Here is an 18,806-nt window from a genome sequence, read left to right as displayed (position 1 = left end):
TGATAGAATTACTGCAAATTGGAAGAGTTTGTGGGTGAAAGTATGAAAAAATTGATTTTGATTGCGATCATTGCTAGCAGTTTTGTTACGCTGTCATTTTCTTTCTACTATATGCTCAAGATTTATCAGAGTGATTTGAGTATGTCTACTGCAGGGGAACCCATGGTGCATGAGCATGCCGAACGCATCGTGATTATCTCCCAGGAGCAAGGTAGCTTTATGATGAATGCCATACAAAAAGGCGCACGTGAGGCTGCAGACGAACATCATATCCAAATTGATTTCTGGGGTGTTTATCGTTCGAACTTGGAAGGGTTAATTAAGCAGATTGATATTGCAATCGCTTCCAAAGCGAGCGGGATCGTCGTAGAAGGCGTGGATCATCCGGATTTTGACATCATGGTGAAGAAGGCGACTGAGAAAGGGATACCGATCATTACGATTAATTCCGATGCTCCGAGCAGCTTGCGCAAGTCATATATCGGTTCCGATCATTATCAAGAAGGGATTATTATGGGGGAGTACATTGCGACCCAGTTGAATGGAAAAGGCGTAGTCGGTGTTATTAAGAACCTGTCCTCACCATCAACGGATGATCTGCGATTGAAAGGTCTGAACGAAGTTTTTAAAAAATACGACGGGCTGAAGGCCGTTATTGCAGCTAATGATCCTGAAATGTCGCAACCGAAGATGCAAACGAATGATATTTTGAATCACTATCCGAATGTGACCGCCTTTATCGGACTGACGTCAGAATCTGGAGAGAGTATCGTTCAAGCGGTGCATTCGCGCTCGCGAACCAAAGAATATCCGATTTTCCAATTCGATGACTCCCCGCAAACCATGATGCTTATTAAAAATGGGCAGGTGAAAGCTGGGCTTTCGCAGCATTATGAAGACATGGGGATTCTAAGTGTTAATTTGATGAAACGTTGGTTAGATGCTGCACAGCTGCCACTCGAGAACAGCTACTTCACGCCTATTAGCGTGGTGACTTCAACTGGAGAAGAGGAGAAAGCGCTTGAAAACCATTCGAAGTAAAATGATGATGCTGTCGATCTTAATCTGGGTAATTATGGCGATTATTTGGCTCTCCACGAGCATTTATAATCAACGAACCGTAGAAAAGTATAATGAGATACTGCAGCGTTATATGCAAATGAATCAAGCCTCGCAATTAAGCCAGCAATCTTTAACCACTTTGAATAAATATCGGATGTCACCTACATTAGAGAGCTTGAATCAATATGTCTCAGATAACAGCAGTCTACTTCGAACAAAGACAGAGATGGGCTGGTTACGAAATACAAGCAACAATATGCTGCTCGGCAATTTACAGAACATGCTGGAAAGTCAGGCTGAGGCGATGGATTTAGCTGTTCGTTTTCAAAAAGATAATGATGAAGAAAATGCAGCTAAGCAATTTGACGAGGCATCCAACATTTCCAAATATATTTCAGAAACGACGCTAACGTTACTTAGCGGTGAGCAGAACACCTATGATGCCTTTTACAGAAAAATAATAAAACGAAGTGAAAATATAAAGAAAATGGGACTCTGGACGTTAGCGCTGGTTTCTTTGCTGCTCTTGCTGTTTTCCTATCGATTTGTCGATAGTGTAACTCAGCCATTGCTGAAATTAACGCTTTCTGCGCGAGAATTGTCACGGGGGAATTTTAAAAATCCCATTGATTTAGGTAATAACGACGAAATGGCCTTTCTGGCTAAAACGCTGGACAGCATGCGCTTGAAGATCGGACATTTTATCGATGATATCCAAAGTAAAGCCCAATTGGAATATGATCTACATCGACATAAGCTGATGCTGAAGGAAAGTGAGCTGAAGAGCTTACAGAGTCAGATTAATCCCCATTTTCTTTTCAATACCTTAAATATGTTGTCGAAGGAAGCTTATTTGGCAGGAGCGGGAAAAACAAGCGAATTAATTAGCTCTGTTGCCGGTATGCTTAGATATAATCTCCGTAAGCTGGATAGCCGAGTGTCATTAAAGGATGAACTGGAAGTGCTTGAGGAGTATTTAACGATTCAGAAGGCTCGCTTTGGTGATCGGTTGCAAGTCGTACGTGAAATTGACGAGGATGCATTGGGAATTGAGCTTCCTATCCTTATTTTGCAACCGCTTGCAGAAAATGCGTTTATTTATGCGATTGAACCAGCTGAAGAAGGTGGCACGCTTACGATCCGAGTAAAACAGGAAGAGAAACACATCCTTGTTCAAGTACAGGATACAGGACAAGGCATGGATGAAGAGCAGTTAAATCGATTATTATCACAAACCGAAAATTCCATATATAAAGGCCATTCTACTGGGATAGGCATATGGAATGTGATTCATCGCTTACAGCTATTTTATGGGGTTGAAGAGATCATAGAGATAGAATCCCATTTAGGAGCTGGCACTTGTATAACATTGAAACTGCCGAGGGGGCAAGTCGTATGATTCGTATGTTAATCGTAGATGATGAACCAATTGAGCGGACTGCATTGCAACGAATTATAGAAGAAGGTTCTCCAGACGTAGAGGTCGTAGGCCAAGCAGCGAATGGTAGAGAAGCCATTGAAGCAGCAGAGCGGTTACAACCAGACCTGATCACGATGGATATTAAGATGCCAGGCATTAATGGACTTCAAGCGATAGAGAAGATAAGGGAGTCGAATAAAGCAGTTAAGTTTATAGTAGTCACTGCATTTGACACATTTGAATTTGCACAACAAGCAATTAAATTAGGCGTTTATGACTATATGTTGAAACCAAGCCGAATTTCTGTCGTGCTGGAGACGATTGGCCGGGTAGCCAATGAGATTAAAATGATTCAACAGGAGTTGGCGAATAGAAGCTTAGAGCAAACACGGCTGCAGAAGATGACGCCTCTGGTGGAGGCGGATATTGTGGAGCAGCTACTATTTGATTATGTGCAATCGGCATCACTTACTGAAATGATCGATCTTGTCGGCTTGCCAACTGGGCGAGACGGCTTCGTGATGACCTTGCAATTCTCTCATGTTTCGGCGGAAGATGCGCAGTTGCGGGATTTCGATGATGTGTATCTGCAATTAAATGAACTCCCCCTGGATGTGTCCAATCCGATCTGGCTAGGGAAAATGTCAGGCAATCAAGTACCTGCCCTTGTTTTTATGGACGGTGAATTTTCCTATCGCGCACAGGCGATAAGTGTAGCGAAGAAATGGATCCAAGCCATGGATGTGAAGAGTGGATTTCGTCTTTTTATTGGAATAGGCGGCGTATGTAAGGACGTGCGGGATATGCGCCAATCCTATCATGAAGCTTTGTTGGCTTCGATGGATAACACGCTGCCTGCTCGTTATTGTTTGTATGAGAATCTGACGCAGGATGATATTCAGGCGATTGGCGCTCGTACCCTTGAGATGGAAAAGAGCGTACTCGAAGAGATTAGACGCGGAAATCTAGATGCAGCAGGAGATCAGATTGCCAAAATGATTGATGTCTTCGAAGGCGCCCAGCAAGGCGTTGGGATGTCGCAGCAGCGAATTTTTGAAGTGTTAATTGTTGTAACCCGCATGTTACAGGAAATGGGGATGGATGTTCATACACCTTATTTTCCTTATTCAACGACAAGCTATATGCAACTGAAAGCGGAATCCCGCTTGTTAATTCATAATTTAGTTCAGGTTGGAGAAGTCGTCGAAACAGATTTACTCCAAACGATGAAGCTATATATCCAGAAGCATGCTCATGAGGAATTATCCTTGGAGCGGATTGCCGCTACGGTTGATCGGAATCCTTTCTATGTCAGCAAGCTGTTTAAAGAGCATTTCGGCATGAATTATATTGACTTTCTTACGGAATATCGAATCGAAACTGCCAAGCAATTGATGCAGGAAACGGATAAAAGTCTCAAAGAAATTACATTTGAAGTCGGATATAACGATCCGAATTATTTCAGCCGAGTGTTTAAAAAGCTAGTTGGACATTCGCCGACTGATTATCGGAAGATGTTGATTCGACCAACCAACAAAAAGCACAGCTGAGTAAATGCTTAAGAAACCAGTTTTCTGATGAAAACTTTAAGGAGGGTTTGCGCTGAAACATGTCAGAACGAGTACTGAAGTGGTTGGCATCACCATGATCATGGCCTTCGTGCTATCGGCTTGCTCGTTCATCGGAACGAGTAGTAGGCCAACGGATAATACTAGTCCGCAAATCGATAATAAACCAAGCCCCAATCGGATCGTCCAAACGGATAATGAAGTGGTCGTTGGGTTATCGATCGATACGTTGCTGGAAGAACGGTGGCAGAAGGACCGTGACTTGTTCAAGGCTGCTGTAGAAAAGCTAGGTGCGCGTATTGAGGTTCAAGCCGCGAATGGCGACGATGCCTTACAGCTAGCGCAAGCGGAGAACTTAATTTCGCGCGGCGTAGATGTGCTTGTCGTTGTGCCGCACAACGCAGAAGTATCCGCAGCAATTGTGGAGAAGGCACACAAATCGGGCATCAAAGTTATTTCGTATGACCGTTTGATCGTGGGCTCGGATGTCGATTTATATATCTCCTTCGATAATGAGAAAGCTGGCGAATTGCAAGCTAAAGCGATCGTGAAGAAGGCTCCCAAGGGGAACTATGTCTTAATCGAAGGCGCGGATACAGACAACAATGCGCATATGTTCAAGAAAGGCCAAATGAACATCCTAAAACCTCTCGTTGAGAAAGGTGACATCAACATTGTATTTGATCAAGCTACGAAGGAGTGGAAGCCAGCTAATGCGTTGGCGAACATGGAGCGAGCTTTGATTGCGAATCAGAATAAAGTCGATGCGGTAGTTGCCGCGAATGACGCTACAGCAGGTGGAGTGATTCAAGCCTTAACCGCCCAGAAGATGGCAGGACGTATTCCCGTTTCGGGGCAGGATGCTGAGCTTGCAGCTGCGCAGCGAATCGTCGAAGGTACGCAGACAATGACCGTGTATAAGCCCATAAAGAAGCTAGCAGAAACCGCTGCAGAGCTTGCTGTGAAGATGGCGAAGGGCGAAAATGTCCATGCTGATAAAAAAGTAAACAATAAGAAAATTGATGTACCATCCATTTTGCTAGAACCCATTGCCGTCGAACGGTCGAATATGGATGCCACAATCATAGCGGATGGTTTCCACCTGAGAGAAGATGTTTATAAAAATGTGAATCAAGGGCAAATGACAAAATAGTATAGCATTGTTAAAAAAAGTGCTAATTTAAAGCGGTTACATTGGAAAATCCCGGTGATATACTCAGTTTGTAGTTGGCGCACAGCCAAAACAATTGAGAGGGGTATTACAAATGAAACGAAGTGTGAAAGCGATTTCTTTAATGGTAGTGGTTATGTTTCTAGCCGTTATGGTTGCAGCATGTGGGAACTCCAGCAGCTCGAAAGTAAGCGTTGGAATTGTATTGCCTACCAAAGACGAGCCAAGATGGGTTCAAGATGAGCAACGCTTCAAAGACGCTTTGAAAGGTTCGAAATATACAACGGAAATCTTATTCAGCCAAGGCTCTTCAGCGAAAGAAAAAGAAAACGTTGACGCTTTGATTGCAAAAGGAATTAAAGTGTTAATCATTTGTCCGCAAGACGGTGATGCAGCAGCAGCTGCTGTAGAATCAGCTAAAAAAGCTGGTATTCAAGTCATCTCTTACGACCGTTTGATTACGAAAACAGATGCTGTTAACTACTACGTGACTTTCGACAGTATTGCTGTGGGTAAAGCACAAGCACAGTACTTAGTTGATAAAGCTAAAAAAGGTCAACCATTGTACCTGTATGCAGGTGCTGCATCTGACAATAATGCTTTCTTGTTCTTCGAAGGTGCATGGCAAGTACTTCAACCGAAAATTGCCGATGGCACATTCAAAATTGCTAACTCCAGTGAGGCTGCTGCTTTGAAAGGAACTGCCAAATTAACTCGTGAGCAAATGAGTAAAATTATCGGTCAAGTCACGACGAACTGGGATGCTAACGAAGCGAAAAATAAAGCACAAACACATTTGACAGCTGCTGCAGCAGATATGAAAGGCGATGTTGCGATTCTAGCTCCAAATGATGGAACAGCTCGATCCATTGCGGATGTATTCGCATCAGATAAAGCGGTTACAAAGTTCCTAGTTACAGGTCAAGATGCTGAGAAAGCTTCCATTCAATATGTAATCGATGGTAAACAATCCATGACAGTGTTCAAAGATGTTCGTACACTGGTTAAAGATGCGATGGGAATGGCTGTAGCGATCCTCGACGGTAAAACACCTGAAACAACTGGATCTTACAACAATGGAAAAATTGATGTCAAAGCGAAACAAACGAATGTCATCGTTGTTGATAAAGCAAATGTTAAATCTGCACTCGTGGATTCGGCTTACTACCAAGCATCCGATTTCAAAGGCTTGTAGGTGTAAGATCACATAGCTTGGAAGGGATAGTGATAGATACGTCTATCACTATTCCTCTATTCCAGGAGTCGGTTGGCTAAGGAGCGTTAGAAGATGAATAAATATATCTTAGAAATGAATAACATTTCCAAAGAATTCACGGGTGTGAAAGCACTTGCGAACGTTAATTTTAAAGTGAATACAGGCGAAATTCATTGTTTGGTAGGTGAAAATGGCGCTGGCAAGTCGACCTTGATGAAGGTGCTTAGCGGTGTATACCCACATGGTACATACTCGGGAGATATTGTTTTCGATGGCAAGGTTCAGCAATTCTCGAAGATCAGCGACAGTGTAAAGACAGGCATCGCCATTATTTATCAAGAGTTAGCGTTATTCCCCGACCTCACGGTGTATGAGAACATTTATGCTGGCAACGAAGTGAGAAAAGGCATGATGGTCGATTGGAATCAAACGATTCGCCAAGCCAAAGACATGCTTCAGAAGGTGAAGCTGGATGTGAACCCTGAAGTACTCGTGAAGGATTTGGGTGTTGGGAAGCAACAGCTCGTTGAAATTGCCAAAGCCTTAAGCAAGGATGTGAAGCTGCTCATTCTGGATGAGCCGACAGCTGCACTTAATGAGAAAGAAAGCGAGAACTTGCTCGATCTGCTGCGAGAACTCAAAAAGCAAGGCATTACGAGCATTATGATTTCGCATAAGCTCAAAGAAGTGACGGCGATTGCCGATCAACTCACTGTTTTACGAGATGGTAGAACGATTTGTACATTGGATGCTGCAAAAGGTGAGATTTCGGAAAGTGTCATCATCCAAAACATGGTAGGTCGTGAGATCGACGATATTTATCCGAAAAGAATGACAAAGTCATTCGGTTCGAACATTCTCGAGATTCAAAACTGGACGGCTTATGATCCACAGTTGGGTCGAGACGTCGTGAAAGATGTGAATTTGCATATTAAAAAGGGTGAGATTGTCGGCATTGCTGGTTTGATGGGCTCCGGTCGAACAGAGCTGGCGCAAAGTATATTTGGGAATCCCAAAGCGTATAAGCTACGCGGAGACCTCCTTATGGAAGGTGTTAAACAAACATTCGGCCATCCGAAGGATGCCATTAAGGCAGGCATTGCATATGTAACGGAAGATCGCAAAGGGGACGGATTGTTCCTCATCCAAGATATTAAGCAAAACATTGCGGTTGCCAACCTGCATGAGATTTCTGAAAACGGTGTCATTAATCATAATGAAGAAGTGAAAATTTCTAACCATTACAAGCAGTCATTAAATATTAAAGCACCTTCCGTGGAACAAATTGTTGGTAATTTGAGCGGGGGAAATCAACAGAAAGTATCACTCGGCAAATGGTTATTTGTGAATCCGAGCCTGCTCATCTTAGATGAACCTACTCGCGGCATTGACGTCGGGGCCAAATATGAAATTTATACGATTATGAACAAGCTGATCAGTGAAGGAATGAGCATTATCATGATCTCATCGGAGCTTAGTGAAGTCTTGGGCATGAGTGACCGTGTTTATGTCATGGCCGAAGGTAAAATGAAAGGCGAGCTATCCATAGAGGATGCGGATCAAGAAATAATTATGAAGCTTGCGACGCAATAGGAGGAAGACCCGTGCAATTTTATAGTGAAGCGAAATCGCTAATTAAAGTGAATATTCGAGAATATGGGATGTACATTGCCCTATTCATCATCATGTTGACGTTCTCGATCATGACAGATGGGTTGTTCATGTCATCGCGAAATATAAGTAATCTGATTGACGCAACGGGATATATTGCGGTTCTAGCCGTCGGTATGACACTTGTCATTGTCATCCGACATATTGATTTATCCGTTGGATTTGCGGCAGGGTTTCTAGGCGCCATTGCTGCTGTACTCCTCTCACAAGCGGGAGTTCCCTTCTATTTCACGATTCCAATCATTCTCGCGCTTGGTATCATCGTTGGGTTATTCAATGGGTTATTGGTCGCACGTTTCGGTATTCCGTCCTTTGTGGCTTCGCTTGCGGGCATGCTGATTTTCAGAGGCGCACTGCTGCGCGTAACGGAGAAAACGGGCACGATTATTGTGAAAGATGAGTATTTCAATGCGATCGGGAACGGCTTCATCCCCGCGATTACGAAGGTAGGGGGATTAAATCTGCTCTCCTTAATTTTGGGAGCGGTCATGATCGTTCTTTACATTTATAGTGAATTTTCAAAGCGAAATAACAAGCTGAAATACAATTTCGAAGTTGTTTCTGCCAACATTTTCACTGTGAAGGTTATTTTCGTCTCGGCGATCATCGCGTATATTACCTGGATTCTAGCCGGGTATAACGGCTTTTCCTGGACTGTCATCGTGGTCATGATTGTGGTTGCAGTGTACCACTTCTTGACGACTTCAACTGTATTAGGCAGACACATTTATGCCGTCGGCAGTAATCCAGAGGCAGCAAATTTGAGCGGGATTAGCGTGAAAAAGATCACGTATATCGTATTCGGATCGATGGGTATGCTATCCGCACTTTCGGGGATCCTTTTTACTGCGCGTTTGCAATCTGCAACAACGACTGCAGGAACATTATTCGAGCTTGATGCGATCGCTGCGGCATATGTTGGCGGTGTTTCCGCAGCAGGCGGAGTTGGTAAAGTGACGGGTTCCATTATCGGCGCGATTGTAATGGCATCCTTATCAAGTGGGATGAATCTCATGGGAATTGGTATTTCGTATCAATACATGATTCGTGGTGCGGTATTGGCCATCGCGGTTATATTTGATGTTGTTACGAGAAAGAAGAGAGCTTAATTGACATGAGTATCCATACACCTCAAGGTCTTATGATTAGGCTTGATGTGCCGACTAGCTTTGGTCTTATGGCGAGATTGTATCCAGACATTAGGCCAGAGCAAATTCTAGAAACGACGGAAAACATTAGCTTGATGTCCGCGGCATTAGGTTTCGTAACAGGGTTATTTTGTTTCTTCCTTCAGTTAAGCCCTGAGCGAATAGGCGTATTCACTTTGTTTGCCATGCTCGCCGGGATCTATTTCAACGCCAGTGGCTTCATCTTCTATCCTTTCGTACAAGTGGCAGCTGCTTTCAAACGTGTATATGTGTTCTTTCTACCTACGATTCTCGCAATCATAATTGGCTACATGCTGACTGGCTGGCAAGGCGTAATCGCCTATTTATTAACAAGATGTGTGGCTGCATGCGTATCGACAATTGTCGGAATGGGATTAGCCAAACAATCTTTAGAGAAATTAGGCGTTGCGTACACCACGATTGATAGGAATTTTTTCAATGCTTATCGCTATCATGCTATTCAGGTAGGAAAAACGATGGATTTGGAGCTATCCTTCCAGGAGCTGGATGAAGCTTCCTGGCGAGAAGCGTACTTAGATTACGTACAAAACAATCCTCAGGAGCTACAGCGCTTCAGCGCATAAAAAGCAGTCCTGCCTCATTGGAGGTACGGACTGTTTTTGCGTGTTTGCTTAAGCTGTAAGTGCTGATAAGATAGACATGATATCTTATTCTTTTGAGAAAAATAAGAAATCAACTCAAAAGGTCATCTCAATAGACGGAGCTAAACAATGACAGATACACTTATAGCTGATATCACCAAATCTAAAGGTAGAAAATTCCTCTACCATTTCACGCGAGTAAGTAACTTACCGGCGATAGCTTATTTGGATACCTTGTTATCCAGTGGTCAGATGAATCCCCATTCTACGGGCGAGCGCCGATCAGAACCTGAAAAACTAAAGTATATAGATTTTACAGTGACGATCAATGCTCATCTTAGGATTCCGGACATGATGATAGATCCTACAACCACACAGGAACAATTTCGCGCAGGGTTAGATCAGCATGTATTCTTTTGGCCAACCTTGAGGGATTGCCAGAAAATGATGGATACCTACACGCGAAGGGAGCCGGAGGCAGGGTTTGCTGTTTTGAAATTAGATGCGATTAAGATAATGACCAACCATTATACATCGACGAAGTTATCCAAATACGATTCAGGTAGCTCACCGCGGTTTCCAGCGAACTGTTCCTATAAGAAGAGTGAGGCTATGTTTCTACCTTTGCAAGATTTCAAGCGCGTATCCAATCGAGTTGTACCTACACAAGCATCTGAAATAAAAGAGGTACTCATTGCAGATAGGGTTCAGGATGTGTCGAACTATTTACTGGCGATTTATATAGAAGATGATCAAACTGTACCTGATAGTTGGCGAATGCTTGCAAGGCCTTGGCAAGATTTGAGAGCTTGAATGAAGCATGATTTATAGCATAACATGGATAAAAACGCCACCTACATACCATCCTAAGATTAGCTGTTTAAGGCATGACACTTAGGGGGAGAACACTTTTGAAACTAACGTCGGAGCAGATGATAACTCTGCATGGCTTTAATAATTTAACCAAATCGCTAAGCTTTAACATGTATGATATCTGCTTCACCAAAACCAGAGAAGATCGCGAAGCCTACATCGCTTATATAGACAAGCAATACAATGCGGAGCGTTTGACCGCGCTATTGAAGACCGTTGCTGACATTATCGGGGCGCATGTGTTGAATGTCGCTAAGCAGGATTATGTTCCACAGGGAGCTAGCGTTACCATGCTGGTGTCTGAAGGACCTATCGAACAAGAGCCGAGCGAATCGTTCGAAGAGTCGCCAGGGCCGCTGCCTAATGCAGTCGTCATGCATCTCAATACGAGTCACATCACGGTGCATACGTATCCTGAATATCACCCAGACGAAGGCATTAGCACCTTCAGAGCAGATATTGATGTTTCAACGTGTGGAGAAATATCGCCGCTAAAAGCGTTGAACTTTCTGATTCGCTCATTTGATAATGACATTTTGACGATGGATTACAGAGTCAGAGGGTTCACGCGTGATATTAGCGGGCACAAGCTGTTCATTGATCACGAGATCAGCTCTATTCAAAATTATATTCCGATGGAAATTCAAGATTTATATCAGATGATTGATGTGAATGTGTATCAAGAGAATATTTTCCATACCAAATGCAAGCTTCGCGAGTTTGATCTGAACAACTATTTGTTCGGCTACACGAAGGATACGCTTAGCAAGGAAGAGCAGCTGGAAATTGAGAAAAGCGTCAAATGGGAGATGGATGAGATCTTCTATGGGAAAAATATGATATTTTCTTGAGGATTCCTGAGGGTTAAAAGGGTTTGGAACAGTGAAATGCTGCTCCGGAACCCTTTTTTCATGTTCTGCGAATATTGTCAAAAAAAGGCGAAATTGTTCTCGCAATTATGTTAAAATAAATCGAATTAGAAGAGTTGCATCTGTCATTACATACTTTATTAAATTGAATTCGGGGTTAAGATCATGAATCGGAAGAAGATGTTGTGGACATTAATTGTGTCGCAGATTGTGTACGTCCTATTTGTACTTGTTTGGCTGTTTATTGCGGGCATGTCCGTCATGATGTTTGATGCCCCAGAGGCAATCAGCGATGTGACAACTTGGCTCATTTTTATCGCTATTTTGTTGTACCCAGCTGGACTTCTAGCAGCATTGATTGGCGGATGGGTTACCTTTTCGCGTCGGCGATACAGGGCTTCCTTAATCTGGAATTGCATCCCTCTTCTCTGGATATTGCCTTTAGGTGGATTCTTAGCTTTTGCTAATTTCTCGTAACAGTATGAATAAAAAGTTGGACGAAACAAGCTTGTCACGAAGGTGACAGGCTTTTTTTGCATACTCTAATCTAGCTCCACTAGATAAGGTGCAACAGACTTTCGGAACACATGGAGAGGAATTTTGCTCTTTTTGCGCTGGTCATTGGTCAATACAACAACGGTTTCAATACGAGGTAGGATATAAATGCACTGGCCTCCGAATCCATACGCGTTAAAGTAATTTAGCGACGGAATAGAGGAATCGTTATCCGTACTATCAGGGTAAATGTCTGTCCACCAATGCCAGCCATAACTGCCGCGACGAGGAGCCTCCGCACGTATCGCTGGTTGTGTGGAACGCATGACAAGCTCTTGGGAAATAAGCTGCGAGTTTCCCCATCTCCCTTGCTGGAGATAGAGTTGACCAAACTTGAGCATATCTATGGGGCGAAGTGACAATCCGAAGCCCCCTGTATGGATACCTTGCGGATCCTGTTCCCACGTATACGACTCAATGCCAAGTGGCTCGAATATAGATAACTCAGCAAAACGAGCAACTGACATGCCTGTTGCTTGTACCAAGATCGCAGATAATAATTGGGAGCCGCCAGAGTTATAAGACATTTTCGTACCTGGTAGATCGGATAAAGGTTGATCCAACACGAAATTTACCCAGTCCGTTGTTCTTGTCATGCGAGGAAACGAATTCTGTCCACCAAATTCTGTCCAATCGAAACCGGATGTCATCGTTAATAAATGTAGCAGTGTTATTTCTCTCTTATGTGATGATATATCATTCGCTAGCTCAGGAAAAAAAACGGAGGCAGGTGTTTCTGGGGCTGGCAACAATCCCTTATCCATAGCGATGCAACAGAGTGCTGAGAGAATGCTTTTGGTACAGGAATTGATTTTAGCGACAGTGTCAGCTAGGTGCGGTTCTCGGTATTGCTCGAAAATGATCTGACCTCTTTGGCTGATGAGGCAACTTACAAGATTGGCTGGTTCTAATTCTTCTATTAAATTTGAAAAGTTCATGACAACCTTCTTCATTTTTCGACATAGTTTGGGATGATTTACCCATGCGAACAATAAGCTGCTTGTGATACACTACAACTAAAATTGGATGTATCTATATGCATAAAAAATAACAGATATTTATATCGGATTCCACCTTAGATGTAGTGTGTAATCTTTTTATCATACCATTCGATGTTTTTTCTGGAAATGAAGTGTTAGGAGCTGCCGGAATACATGAGAATTTTCAGAAATCTACTACTGATCAGCCTCGGGTTGATTGGCATCTATGCAATTTATTATGTGATTAACTTTATGCGAGGAGACACTGTAAGTTTACAGCGGCAATCGAGCAGTCAGTATGGTCAGACCATGCAAGTAACGGAAAATCGCAACTTGTTAGTGGGATTTATGAAGGACAAGCTCACCAGTAAGCATGGTGTATATACGAATTTGAAGGATACAGATCAATTGGGTGCTGCTGCTTCAGGCCATGAAGTTCTGAGTGAATCCGCGGGTCTCTTCATGCGTTATTTCGCCCTCACTGGGCAGAAAGATAAGTTTGATGAGCAGTGGCAGCAAGCTAAGCTAGTATTTGAAACACCCTATGGATTCAGCTATCGTTACAGTCCTAAACAGAATAAACAATATCCAATGAATGCAATTGTAGATGATTTGCGTATCATGCGGGCGCTTGATGAAGCTTCCGTCGCTTTTGAGTCTAAAAGCTACAGAAAGGAAGCGGAAGCCTACGGAAAGCGAGTCTATCAATACAATATTGTAAATGGGCAAATGCGAGACTTCTATGATCCAACTTATAAAATGACAAATACATTCCTAACCTTGTGCTACATAGATGCTGCATCTTTGGAGCTTATACCGCTATCTCGAAAAAAGAAGGCGACACTTGAAGCTAGTATGCTGCAAATTGCCCAAGAAGGATACTTGTCGGATTCGTTTCCATTTTACCAAACTCGCTATGATTTCAATAAGAAAGACTACCAATCGGAAGGCATAAACACCGTAGAATCTTTGCTAACTATTCTAAACCTAGCAGAGGTTAAACTGGAACAGCCAGCCAGTATCCGTTATATCAAAGATCAGGTGAAAGCAGGAACCTTATACGGTCAATATGACCGAGATGGAAAACCACTTAACGAGGTAAGGTCAACCGCCATTTATGCGATATCAGCCATGATTGGATCTGTCATCAAGGATCAGGAGCTGTATGCCGATAGTATTCTCAAAATGAATGAATTTCAAATCCATGAGCCCCAGAGCCCGCTGAATGGCGGCTTCGGAGATGTCAAAGTTGGGCAGGCCTATTCCTTCGATAATTTGATGGCACTCCTAGCCTACACGTACTGATTAGAAAGGAGTACGATCATATGTGGAACAATCGTCTCCTCCAAATGTTACTGCGCAATGTGTCCCCAGCAGCTTTCGCGGCCATCGTCGTGTTCTTGATTACAGCGATTGCACTATTTACGCCCCCTTATATCGGGATGGCTGATAATGGGGATTATGCACGGATTTTGAATAGTAACGGGCTGTATTTCAATGACCCGAATTATACGAATCATTACCTCGGTTATTTTGTCAAAAATTACGGTGTGTATCAGTTTTATAACGAGAATGGTGCTACATTGTTTTCTTCACAATCGATGTTTATTAAAGCATCCCTCCTTATCAATCTACTCTTTCATGACTCTCATATTTTTGATATTCGATTTCAAGCGGGGATGTACCTCATTTTATATATAGCCGCTATTTACTTATTAGTAGAGGCTCTCACTTGGAAAATGTCCAAGAAAAGAGGTTATTTAGTAGCGATCCTCTCCATTTTTATATTAGGTGATACGGGATATACGGCTTATTTCAATTCTTTTTACAGTGAGAGTGTCGTGCTCATCATGACGATTTTCATGGTTGCCGCGGGCATATTGCTCTATCGGAAACGATTTAACGATTATGTGATGTTTGCATTGTTCGTTGTCAGTGCCATCTTTTTGACCACAAGTAAGCAGCAGAATGCTCCTGTGGGAATGATTATTGCTATGTTTGGCGTCTTTATCATTTATATTCGTAAGACGAGATCGTTTCGCGTCATTACGGCAACGTTACTTCTTGCAGTACTAGGTGTTGGGATTTGTAGCTATGTGCTTATTCCTCAGGAATTTGTAAATATCAATAAATACCATGCCATGACACGGGGGGTGATCATGGGCTCGGTGAATCCTGAGAAGACGCTTGAAAGCTTTGATATAGACAAACAATTTGCAGTACTTGATGAGACTTTATACTACGACCCTTACTCGTCAGCAGCAGTTGATTCAGAGCTTATGCAGGAAAAGTTCTACAGTAAATATAGTGTGGCCTCGATACTCGTTTATTACTTCTTACATCCTGATCAAGCTGGTAAAATGCTCAATTTGGCTGCGCAAGATGGTTTTAGCATTAGGCCGCATGCTCTTGGGAATTATGAGGCATCGACAGGCAAAGCATTTGGGTCACAAACGATTTTTTTCTCGGGTTACAGTTTGTTGAAAGACAGGCTAGCTCCTAAAACGATCGGATTTGTGATCCTATGGACGCTCATTATTATGGGGCTATATATGCCGTCTTTTGTGAAAGCCATGAAGTCACGACAACGTAGGAATGCGGTCAGGCTGCCTTTGATTCTGATGATGATCGTAATCGGTCTCTCTGGGATTTTCGTTTCAATAATCGGAGCTGGGGATGCAGATCTTGCCAAGCATGAGTTTTTATTTACTTTAGTCTTCGATCTCGTTTCTTTACTTACCATATGTGATTTAATAGCAAAGAGATTATGGATCCAGGAAGTTGAAGATGAGATAGACAATAAGGCTATGCAAGGAGGTGAGCACCATGCATAAGCAACGATTCCAACGTACAATTCTCTTCCTATTATGTTGTCTGCTGCTTATGTTTTGCTACCCGACTGCTACTTCTGCTAATCAAACCGAGAAGACTTCTGTTCTCCTCGTCTATGATAGCCTAGCTCTAGGTACACAGAAAGAGGGGAATGTCGAGGCAGTTCAGCGATTACTGGCTTCTTTTGGTACTCAAGTGACGGTGACTTCATATGACAGTTATGAAAAAGGAATGCTTTTTAAGTTCAGTAAAGTCATTACAATTCTTAATTTAGATGATGTAACACAAGTGAAAGAATTATTTAAACAGGATATGATTAAGTACGTAGGGGAATATATGCATATAGGGAATGGACTTCCTGCCAATATTCGACAGGATATGAACTTGGAAGATGAACTGTTAGATCAAGATAACATACGTCTTGCAATCGGACAGTTCTCCCAAAGCTCAATTACAGCAAGCAACATTACCTATATAACGAAATTTACTGGGACTTCGTTTGGTCAGATAACATCAGAGAGGAAGAAGACAACTTCACCCTTTGGTGTTCTACACGGTAAATACGCCTATATCCCTTACATGGTAAAAGGGAACTTAAGCGAGCAAGCGGCAGCCTATATCCTAAGGGACTGGTTGTCTGTCAAGACGGTAAGTCATAGTTACGTATTGTTGAATGAGATTTATCCCTTTTCTGATCTCGTTATGCTTAGTGAGATGGCGGATCGTCTATATGAATCAGGGATTCCTTTCATCGTTAGTGTGCAGCCCGTTCTTAACAATTTAGAGTTCCCCGCTATGCAGCGATACTTGGAAGCCATTAAACATGTACAGTCGCGTAACGGGAGTATTGTTGTGAATGCACCCGTTGTCAATTCAACAATCAGTCTGGATATTACGATATTAAAATCACAAATGGGCTCCTTTCTGAATGCGTTGGCTGAATATGGCATAGTTCCCTTGGGTGTTGGAACTGAACTTTATTGGACTTATGACCAACATTACATTGGAAATGGATTATCTTTTTTTCAATCAGGCATTATTTTCCCGAATCAACGCATGATGTATCGAGCTCAAACTTCAACTTCAAGTGCATTTACATCGGCTATGTATACCATACAAGCAAAGGAACTCAGTAACTATGTATTAACTACTAAAATGATGGATCCCTTGCCGATGAATACTGCTTTTGTCTATCCCTTTCCTAAAGATCACAAAGAATTAGAAGCGACAATGGACACCTTGTTATCAAGCTGGACGACATTCGCCGATTACAAGAATGAAGAGCATAGTGTGCATACGGACACGAATGAATTGATATCACAGAGAGGTCACCTGCAAATCAACGGACAGGCTATCGCATTAAACAATGCGATAACTGAAATCGACTCTGATCACACCTATGTGCAAGAAGTGAAGAAAAGCTTTACAACCTTATTTTCGGTGCAAAATAATATCTTCATTGTACTTATCTTAACGACTCTGCTTATTTTTATGGTATTTCTCATTATCGGGTTTCGCATGTATAAACGAAAATTCACCCATCGGGAGAGACCATTATGACAATTGCAGATATTTTGATGCTAATTTCCGTCTTTTGTATATGGTCACTCCTTTTGGTCAATGTGGCTCTGATCGTTGCCGGTTACTTGTACTATATGCAAATTGAGAACAAACCTGTTGCCCCATTGGAGGGCGTGGCGCCGTTCGTCACGATCATGGTGCCTGCACACAATGAGGGCAAAGTCATTATAAAGACAGTCGAGTCCTTGCTCGCACTCTCATATCCACATGATCGTTATGAGATTATCGTCATCAATGACAATTCCTTCGATAATAGCAGTGTGCTTTTAGAGAATCTCCAAACGAGGTACCCAGCGCGCAATCTGATCATCTTGAATACCGATAATGTGATCGGAGGTAAAGGGAAGTCCAATGCTTTAAATTTGGGCTTTAAACAGAGCAAGGGGGAACTTATTGCCATCTATGATGCGGACAATACGCCTGAGAAAACGGCATTGACGTATCTAGTTTCCGAAATTACTCATGATGCAACCTTAGGAGCTGTCATCGGGAAATTTCGAACACGTAATCGGGATGCAAGCCTCCTGACTCGCTTTATTAATGTCGAAACGTTATCTTTTCAATGGATGGCACAGGCAGGAAGATGGAAGCTATTCAAACTGTGCACGATTCCGGGTACGAACTTCATTGTTCGACGTTCGATTATTGAGCATATGGGTGGATGGGATGTAAAGGCAATTGCGGAGGATACGGAAATTAGTTTTCGCATTTATTTGATGGGATACAAGATTAAGTTTCAGCCTAAGTCGGTCACATGGGAGCAAGAGCCACAAACAGTCAAAGTTTGGTTTAAGCAGCGAACCCGGTGGGCGAAGGGAAATATATATGTAATCGTCAAAAATATCCCGTTATTGTTCAAACGCTCAGCACGTAACATCCATTTTGACATTCTGTACTATTTATCCATTTATGTCTTGCTGCTTACCTCGTTAGTCATGTCGGACTTACTTCTTATTCTTCATGCTTTGGGTTATGTACGAACAACCATTGCAAGTTTTAGCTCTTTCTTATGGGGGCTGGCCATTATTTTATTTATTGTAGGTACGTTTATAACACTTGTCACAGAAAAAGGGGAAATGAAGTTATCTAATGTTTGGATTATTATGCTCATGTATGTTTCTTACTGCCAGATGTGGATGGTAGTAGCGGCTTATGGCATGTACGCATACTTGAAGGATTTGGTTTTCAAGCGAGAAGCCAAATGGTATAAGACCGAAAGGTATTAGATTGGGGAGAA

At 42.5% G+C, this 18,806-nt stretch carries 16 protein-coding genes; 15 read left to right on the top strand and 1 reads right to left on the bottom strand.

What is annotated here, in order from left to right; translation table 11 throughout:
• Positions 1 to 42 precede the first annotated feature (42 nt).
• The 11 genes from ACSQ8P_RS21275 to ACSQ8P_RS21225 all read left to right on the top strand — a co-directional run bounded on the left by ACSQ8P_RS21275 (position 43) and on the right by ACSQ8P_RS21225 (position 12,098).
• Positions 43 to 1,041, top strand: coding sequence for a sugar ABC transporter substrate-binding protein (locus ACSQ8P_RS21275; RefSeq protein WP_436237011.1), 999 nt, complete (start codon positions 43 to 45; stop codon positions 1,039 to 1,041).
• On the top strand, positions 1,022 to 2,461 hold the full coding sequence (locus tag ACSQ8P_RS21270; RefSeq protein WP_436237010.1) for a sensor histidine kinase: 1,440 nt from the start codon (positions 1,022 to 1,024) through the stop codon (positions 2,459 to 2,461). Before ACSQ8P_RS21275 ends, ACSQ8P_RS21270 begins: the two co-directional genes overlap by 20 nt.
• Positions 2,458 to 4,032 (top strand): response regulator, encoded by a 1,575-nt coding sequence (locus tag ACSQ8P_RS21265; protein WP_436237009.1) that lies wholly within the window; start codon positions 2,458 to 2,460, stop codon positions 4,030 to 4,032. The genes ACSQ8P_RS21270 and ACSQ8P_RS21265 overlap by 4 nt, the downstream gene beginning before the upstream one ends.
• Positions 4,033 to 4,126: 94 nt before the next feature.
• Positions 4,127 to 5,203: a D-xylose ABC transporter substrate-binding protein gene (gene xylF / locus ACSQ8P_RS21260; protein WP_436237008.1), complete on the top strand. Its 1,077-nt coding sequence runs from the start codon at positions 4,127 to 4,129 to the stop codon at positions 5,201 to 5,203.
• A 112-nt stretch (positions 5,204 to 5,315) separates the two neighbouring features.
• Positions 5,316 to 6,416, top strand: coding sequence for a sugar ABC transporter substrate-binding protein (locus tag ACSQ8P_RS21255; RefSeq protein ID WP_436237007.1), 1,101 nt, complete (start codon positions 5,316 to 5,318; stop codon positions 6,414 to 6,416).
• Between the two features lie 93 nt (positions 6,417 to 6,509).
• Positions 6,510 to 8,030, top strand: coding sequence for an ATP-binding cassette domain-containing protein (locus ACSQ8P_RS21250; protein WP_436237006.1), 1,521 nt, complete (start codon positions 6,510 to 6,512; stop codon positions 8,028 to 8,030).
• Positions 8,031 to 8,041: 11 nt separating this feature from the next.
• Positions 8,042 to 9,217, top strand: coding sequence for a sugar ABC transporter permease (locus ACSQ8P_RS21245; protein WP_436237005.1), 1,176 nt, complete (start codon positions 8,042 to 8,044; stop codon positions 9,215 to 9,217).
• Between the two features lie 5 nt (positions 9,218 to 9,222).
• Positions 9,223 to 9,861 (top strand): hypothetical protein, encoded by a 639-nt coding sequence (locus ACSQ8P_RS21240; protein WP_436237004.1) that lies wholly within the window; start codon positions 9,223 to 9,225, stop codon positions 9,859 to 9,861.
• 147 nt (positions 9,862 to 10,008) lie between these two features.
• A complete protein-coding gene (locus ACSQ8P_RS21235; protein ID WP_436237003.1) occupies positions 10,009 to 10,692 on the top strand; it encodes a DUF7002 family protein in 684 nt (227 codons plus the stop codon).
• A gap of 98 nt (positions 10,693 to 10,790) precedes the next feature.
• The gene (speD, locus tag ACSQ8P_RS21230; protein ID WP_436237002.1) at positions 10,791 to 11,603 is read left to right on the top strand and encodes an adenosylmethionine decarboxylase; all 813 of its coding nucleotides are present in this window, start codon (positions 10,791 to 10,793) and stop codon (positions 11,601 to 11,603) included.
• A 183-nt stretch (positions 11,604 to 11,786) separates the two neighbouring features.
• On the top strand, positions 11,787 to 12,098 hold the full coding sequence (locus ACSQ8P_RS21225) for a hypothetical protein (protein WP_436237001.1): 312 nt from the start codon (positions 11,787 to 11,789) through the stop codon (positions 12,096 to 12,098).
• A 65-nt stretch (positions 12,099 to 12,163) separates the two neighbouring features.
• Here the strand turns inward: ACSQ8P_RS21225 and ACSQ8P_RS21220 are convergent, their stop codons facing one another.
• Complete coding sequence (locus tag ACSQ8P_RS21220) at positions 12,164 to 13,114, bottom strand: serine hydrolase domain-containing protein (protein ID WP_436237000.1); 951 nt, start codon at positions 13,112 to 13,114, stop codon at positions 12,164 to 12,166.
• A gap of 216 nt (positions 13,115 to 13,330) precedes the next feature.
• On the opposite strand from ACSQ8P_RS21220, the gene ACSQ8P_RS21215 reads away from it, so the two are divergent.
• From ACSQ8P_RS21215 to ACSQ8P_RS21200, 4 genes are read left to right on the top strand one after another with little or no spacing between them, the layout of a single operon-like run.
• Positions 13,331 to 14,461, top strand: a complete 1,131-nt coding sequence (locus ACSQ8P_RS21215) for a hypothetical protein (protein ID WP_436236999.1) — start codon at positions 13,331 to 13,333, stop codon at positions 14,459 to 14,461.
• Between the two features lie 20 nt (positions 14,462 to 14,481).
• Positions 14,482 to 15,990, top strand: a complete 1,509-nt coding sequence (gene wsfD, locus ACSQ8P_RS21210) for a glycan biosynthesis hexose transferase WsfD (protein ID WP_436236998.1) — start codon at positions 14,482 to 14,484, stop codon at positions 15,988 to 15,990.
• Complete coding sequence (locus ACSQ8P_RS21205) at positions 15,983 to 17,548, top strand: hypothetical protein (RefSeq protein ID WP_436236997.1); 1,566 nt, start codon at positions 15,983 to 15,985, stop codon at positions 17,546 to 17,548. The genes wsfD and ACSQ8P_RS21205 overlap by 8 nt, the downstream gene beginning before the upstream one ends.
• Positions 17,545 to 18,795 carry a glycosyltransferase family 2 protein gene (locus ACSQ8P_RS21200; protein ID WP_436236996.1) on the top strand — a complete coding sequence of 417 codons (1,251 nt, stop codon included), beginning with the start codon at positions 17,545 to 17,547 and terminating at the stop codon, positions 18,793 to 18,795. Before ACSQ8P_RS21205 ends, ACSQ8P_RS21200 begins: the two co-directional genes overlap by 4 nt.
• The last annotated feature ends 11 nt before the right edge of the window (positions 18,796 to 18,806 follow it).

The sequence above is a fragment of the Paenibacillus sp. LjRoot153 genome (assembly GCF_964253085.1).
GTDB lineage: Bacteria > Bacillota > Bacilli > Paenibacillales > NBRC-103111 > Paenibacillus_E.
This window is presented reverse-complemented; position numbering and strand designations above follow the sequence as displayed.

Bases quoted from the DNA above. Each gene is read 5' to 3' on its own strand.
- ACSQ8P_RS21275 (WP_436237011.1), top strand. From the start codon at position 43: ATGAAAAAATTGATTTTGATTGCGATCATTGCTAGCAGTTTTGTTACG.
- ACSQ8P_RS21265 (WP_436237009.1), top strand. From the start codon at position 2,458: ATGATTCGTATGTTAATCGTAGATGATGAACCAATTGAGCGGACTGCA.
- xylF (WP_436237008.1), top strand. From the start codon at position 4,127: ATGATCATGGCCTTCGTGCTATCGGCTTGCTCGTTCATCGGAACGAGT.
- ACSQ8P_RS21255 (WP_436237007.1), top strand. From the start codon at position 5,316: ATGAAACGAAGTGTGAAAGCGATTTCTTTAATGGTAGTGGTTATGTTT.
- ACSQ8P_RS21250 (WP_436237006.1), top strand. From the start codon at position 6,510: ATGAATAAATATATCTTAGAAATGAATAACATTTCCAAAGAATTCACG.
- ACSQ8P_RS21240 (WP_436237004.1), top strand. From the start codon at position 9,223: ATGAGTATCCATACACCTCAAGGTCTTATGATTAGGCTTGATGTGCCG.
- ACSQ8P_RS21235 (WP_436237003.1), top strand. From the start codon at position 10,009: ATGACAGATACACTTATAGCTGATATCACCAAATCTAAAGGTAGAAAA.
- ACSQ8P_RS21225 (WP_436237001.1), top strand. From the start codon at position 11,787: ATGAATCGGAAGAAGATGTTGTGGACATTAATTGTGTCGCAGATTGTG.
- ACSQ8P_RS21220 (WP_436237000.1), bottom strand. From the start codon at position 13,114: ATGAACTTTTCAAATTTAATAGAAGAATTAGAACCAGCCAATCTTGTA.
- ACSQ8P_RS21215 (WP_436236999.1), top strand. From the start codon at position 13,331: ATGAGAATTTTCAGAAATCTACTACTGATCAGCCTCGGGTTGATTGGC.
- wsfD (WP_436236998.1), top strand. From the start codon at position 14,482: ATGTGGAACAATCGTCTCCTCCAAATGTTACTGCGCAATGTGTCCCCA.
- ACSQ8P_RS21205 (WP_436236997.1), top strand. From the start codon at position 15,983: ATGCATAAGCAACGATTCCAACGTACAATTCTCTTCCTATTATGTTGT.
- ACSQ8P_RS21200 (WP_436236996.1), top strand. From the start codon at position 17,545: ATGACAATTGCAGATATTTTGATGCTAATTTCCGTCTTTTGTATATGG.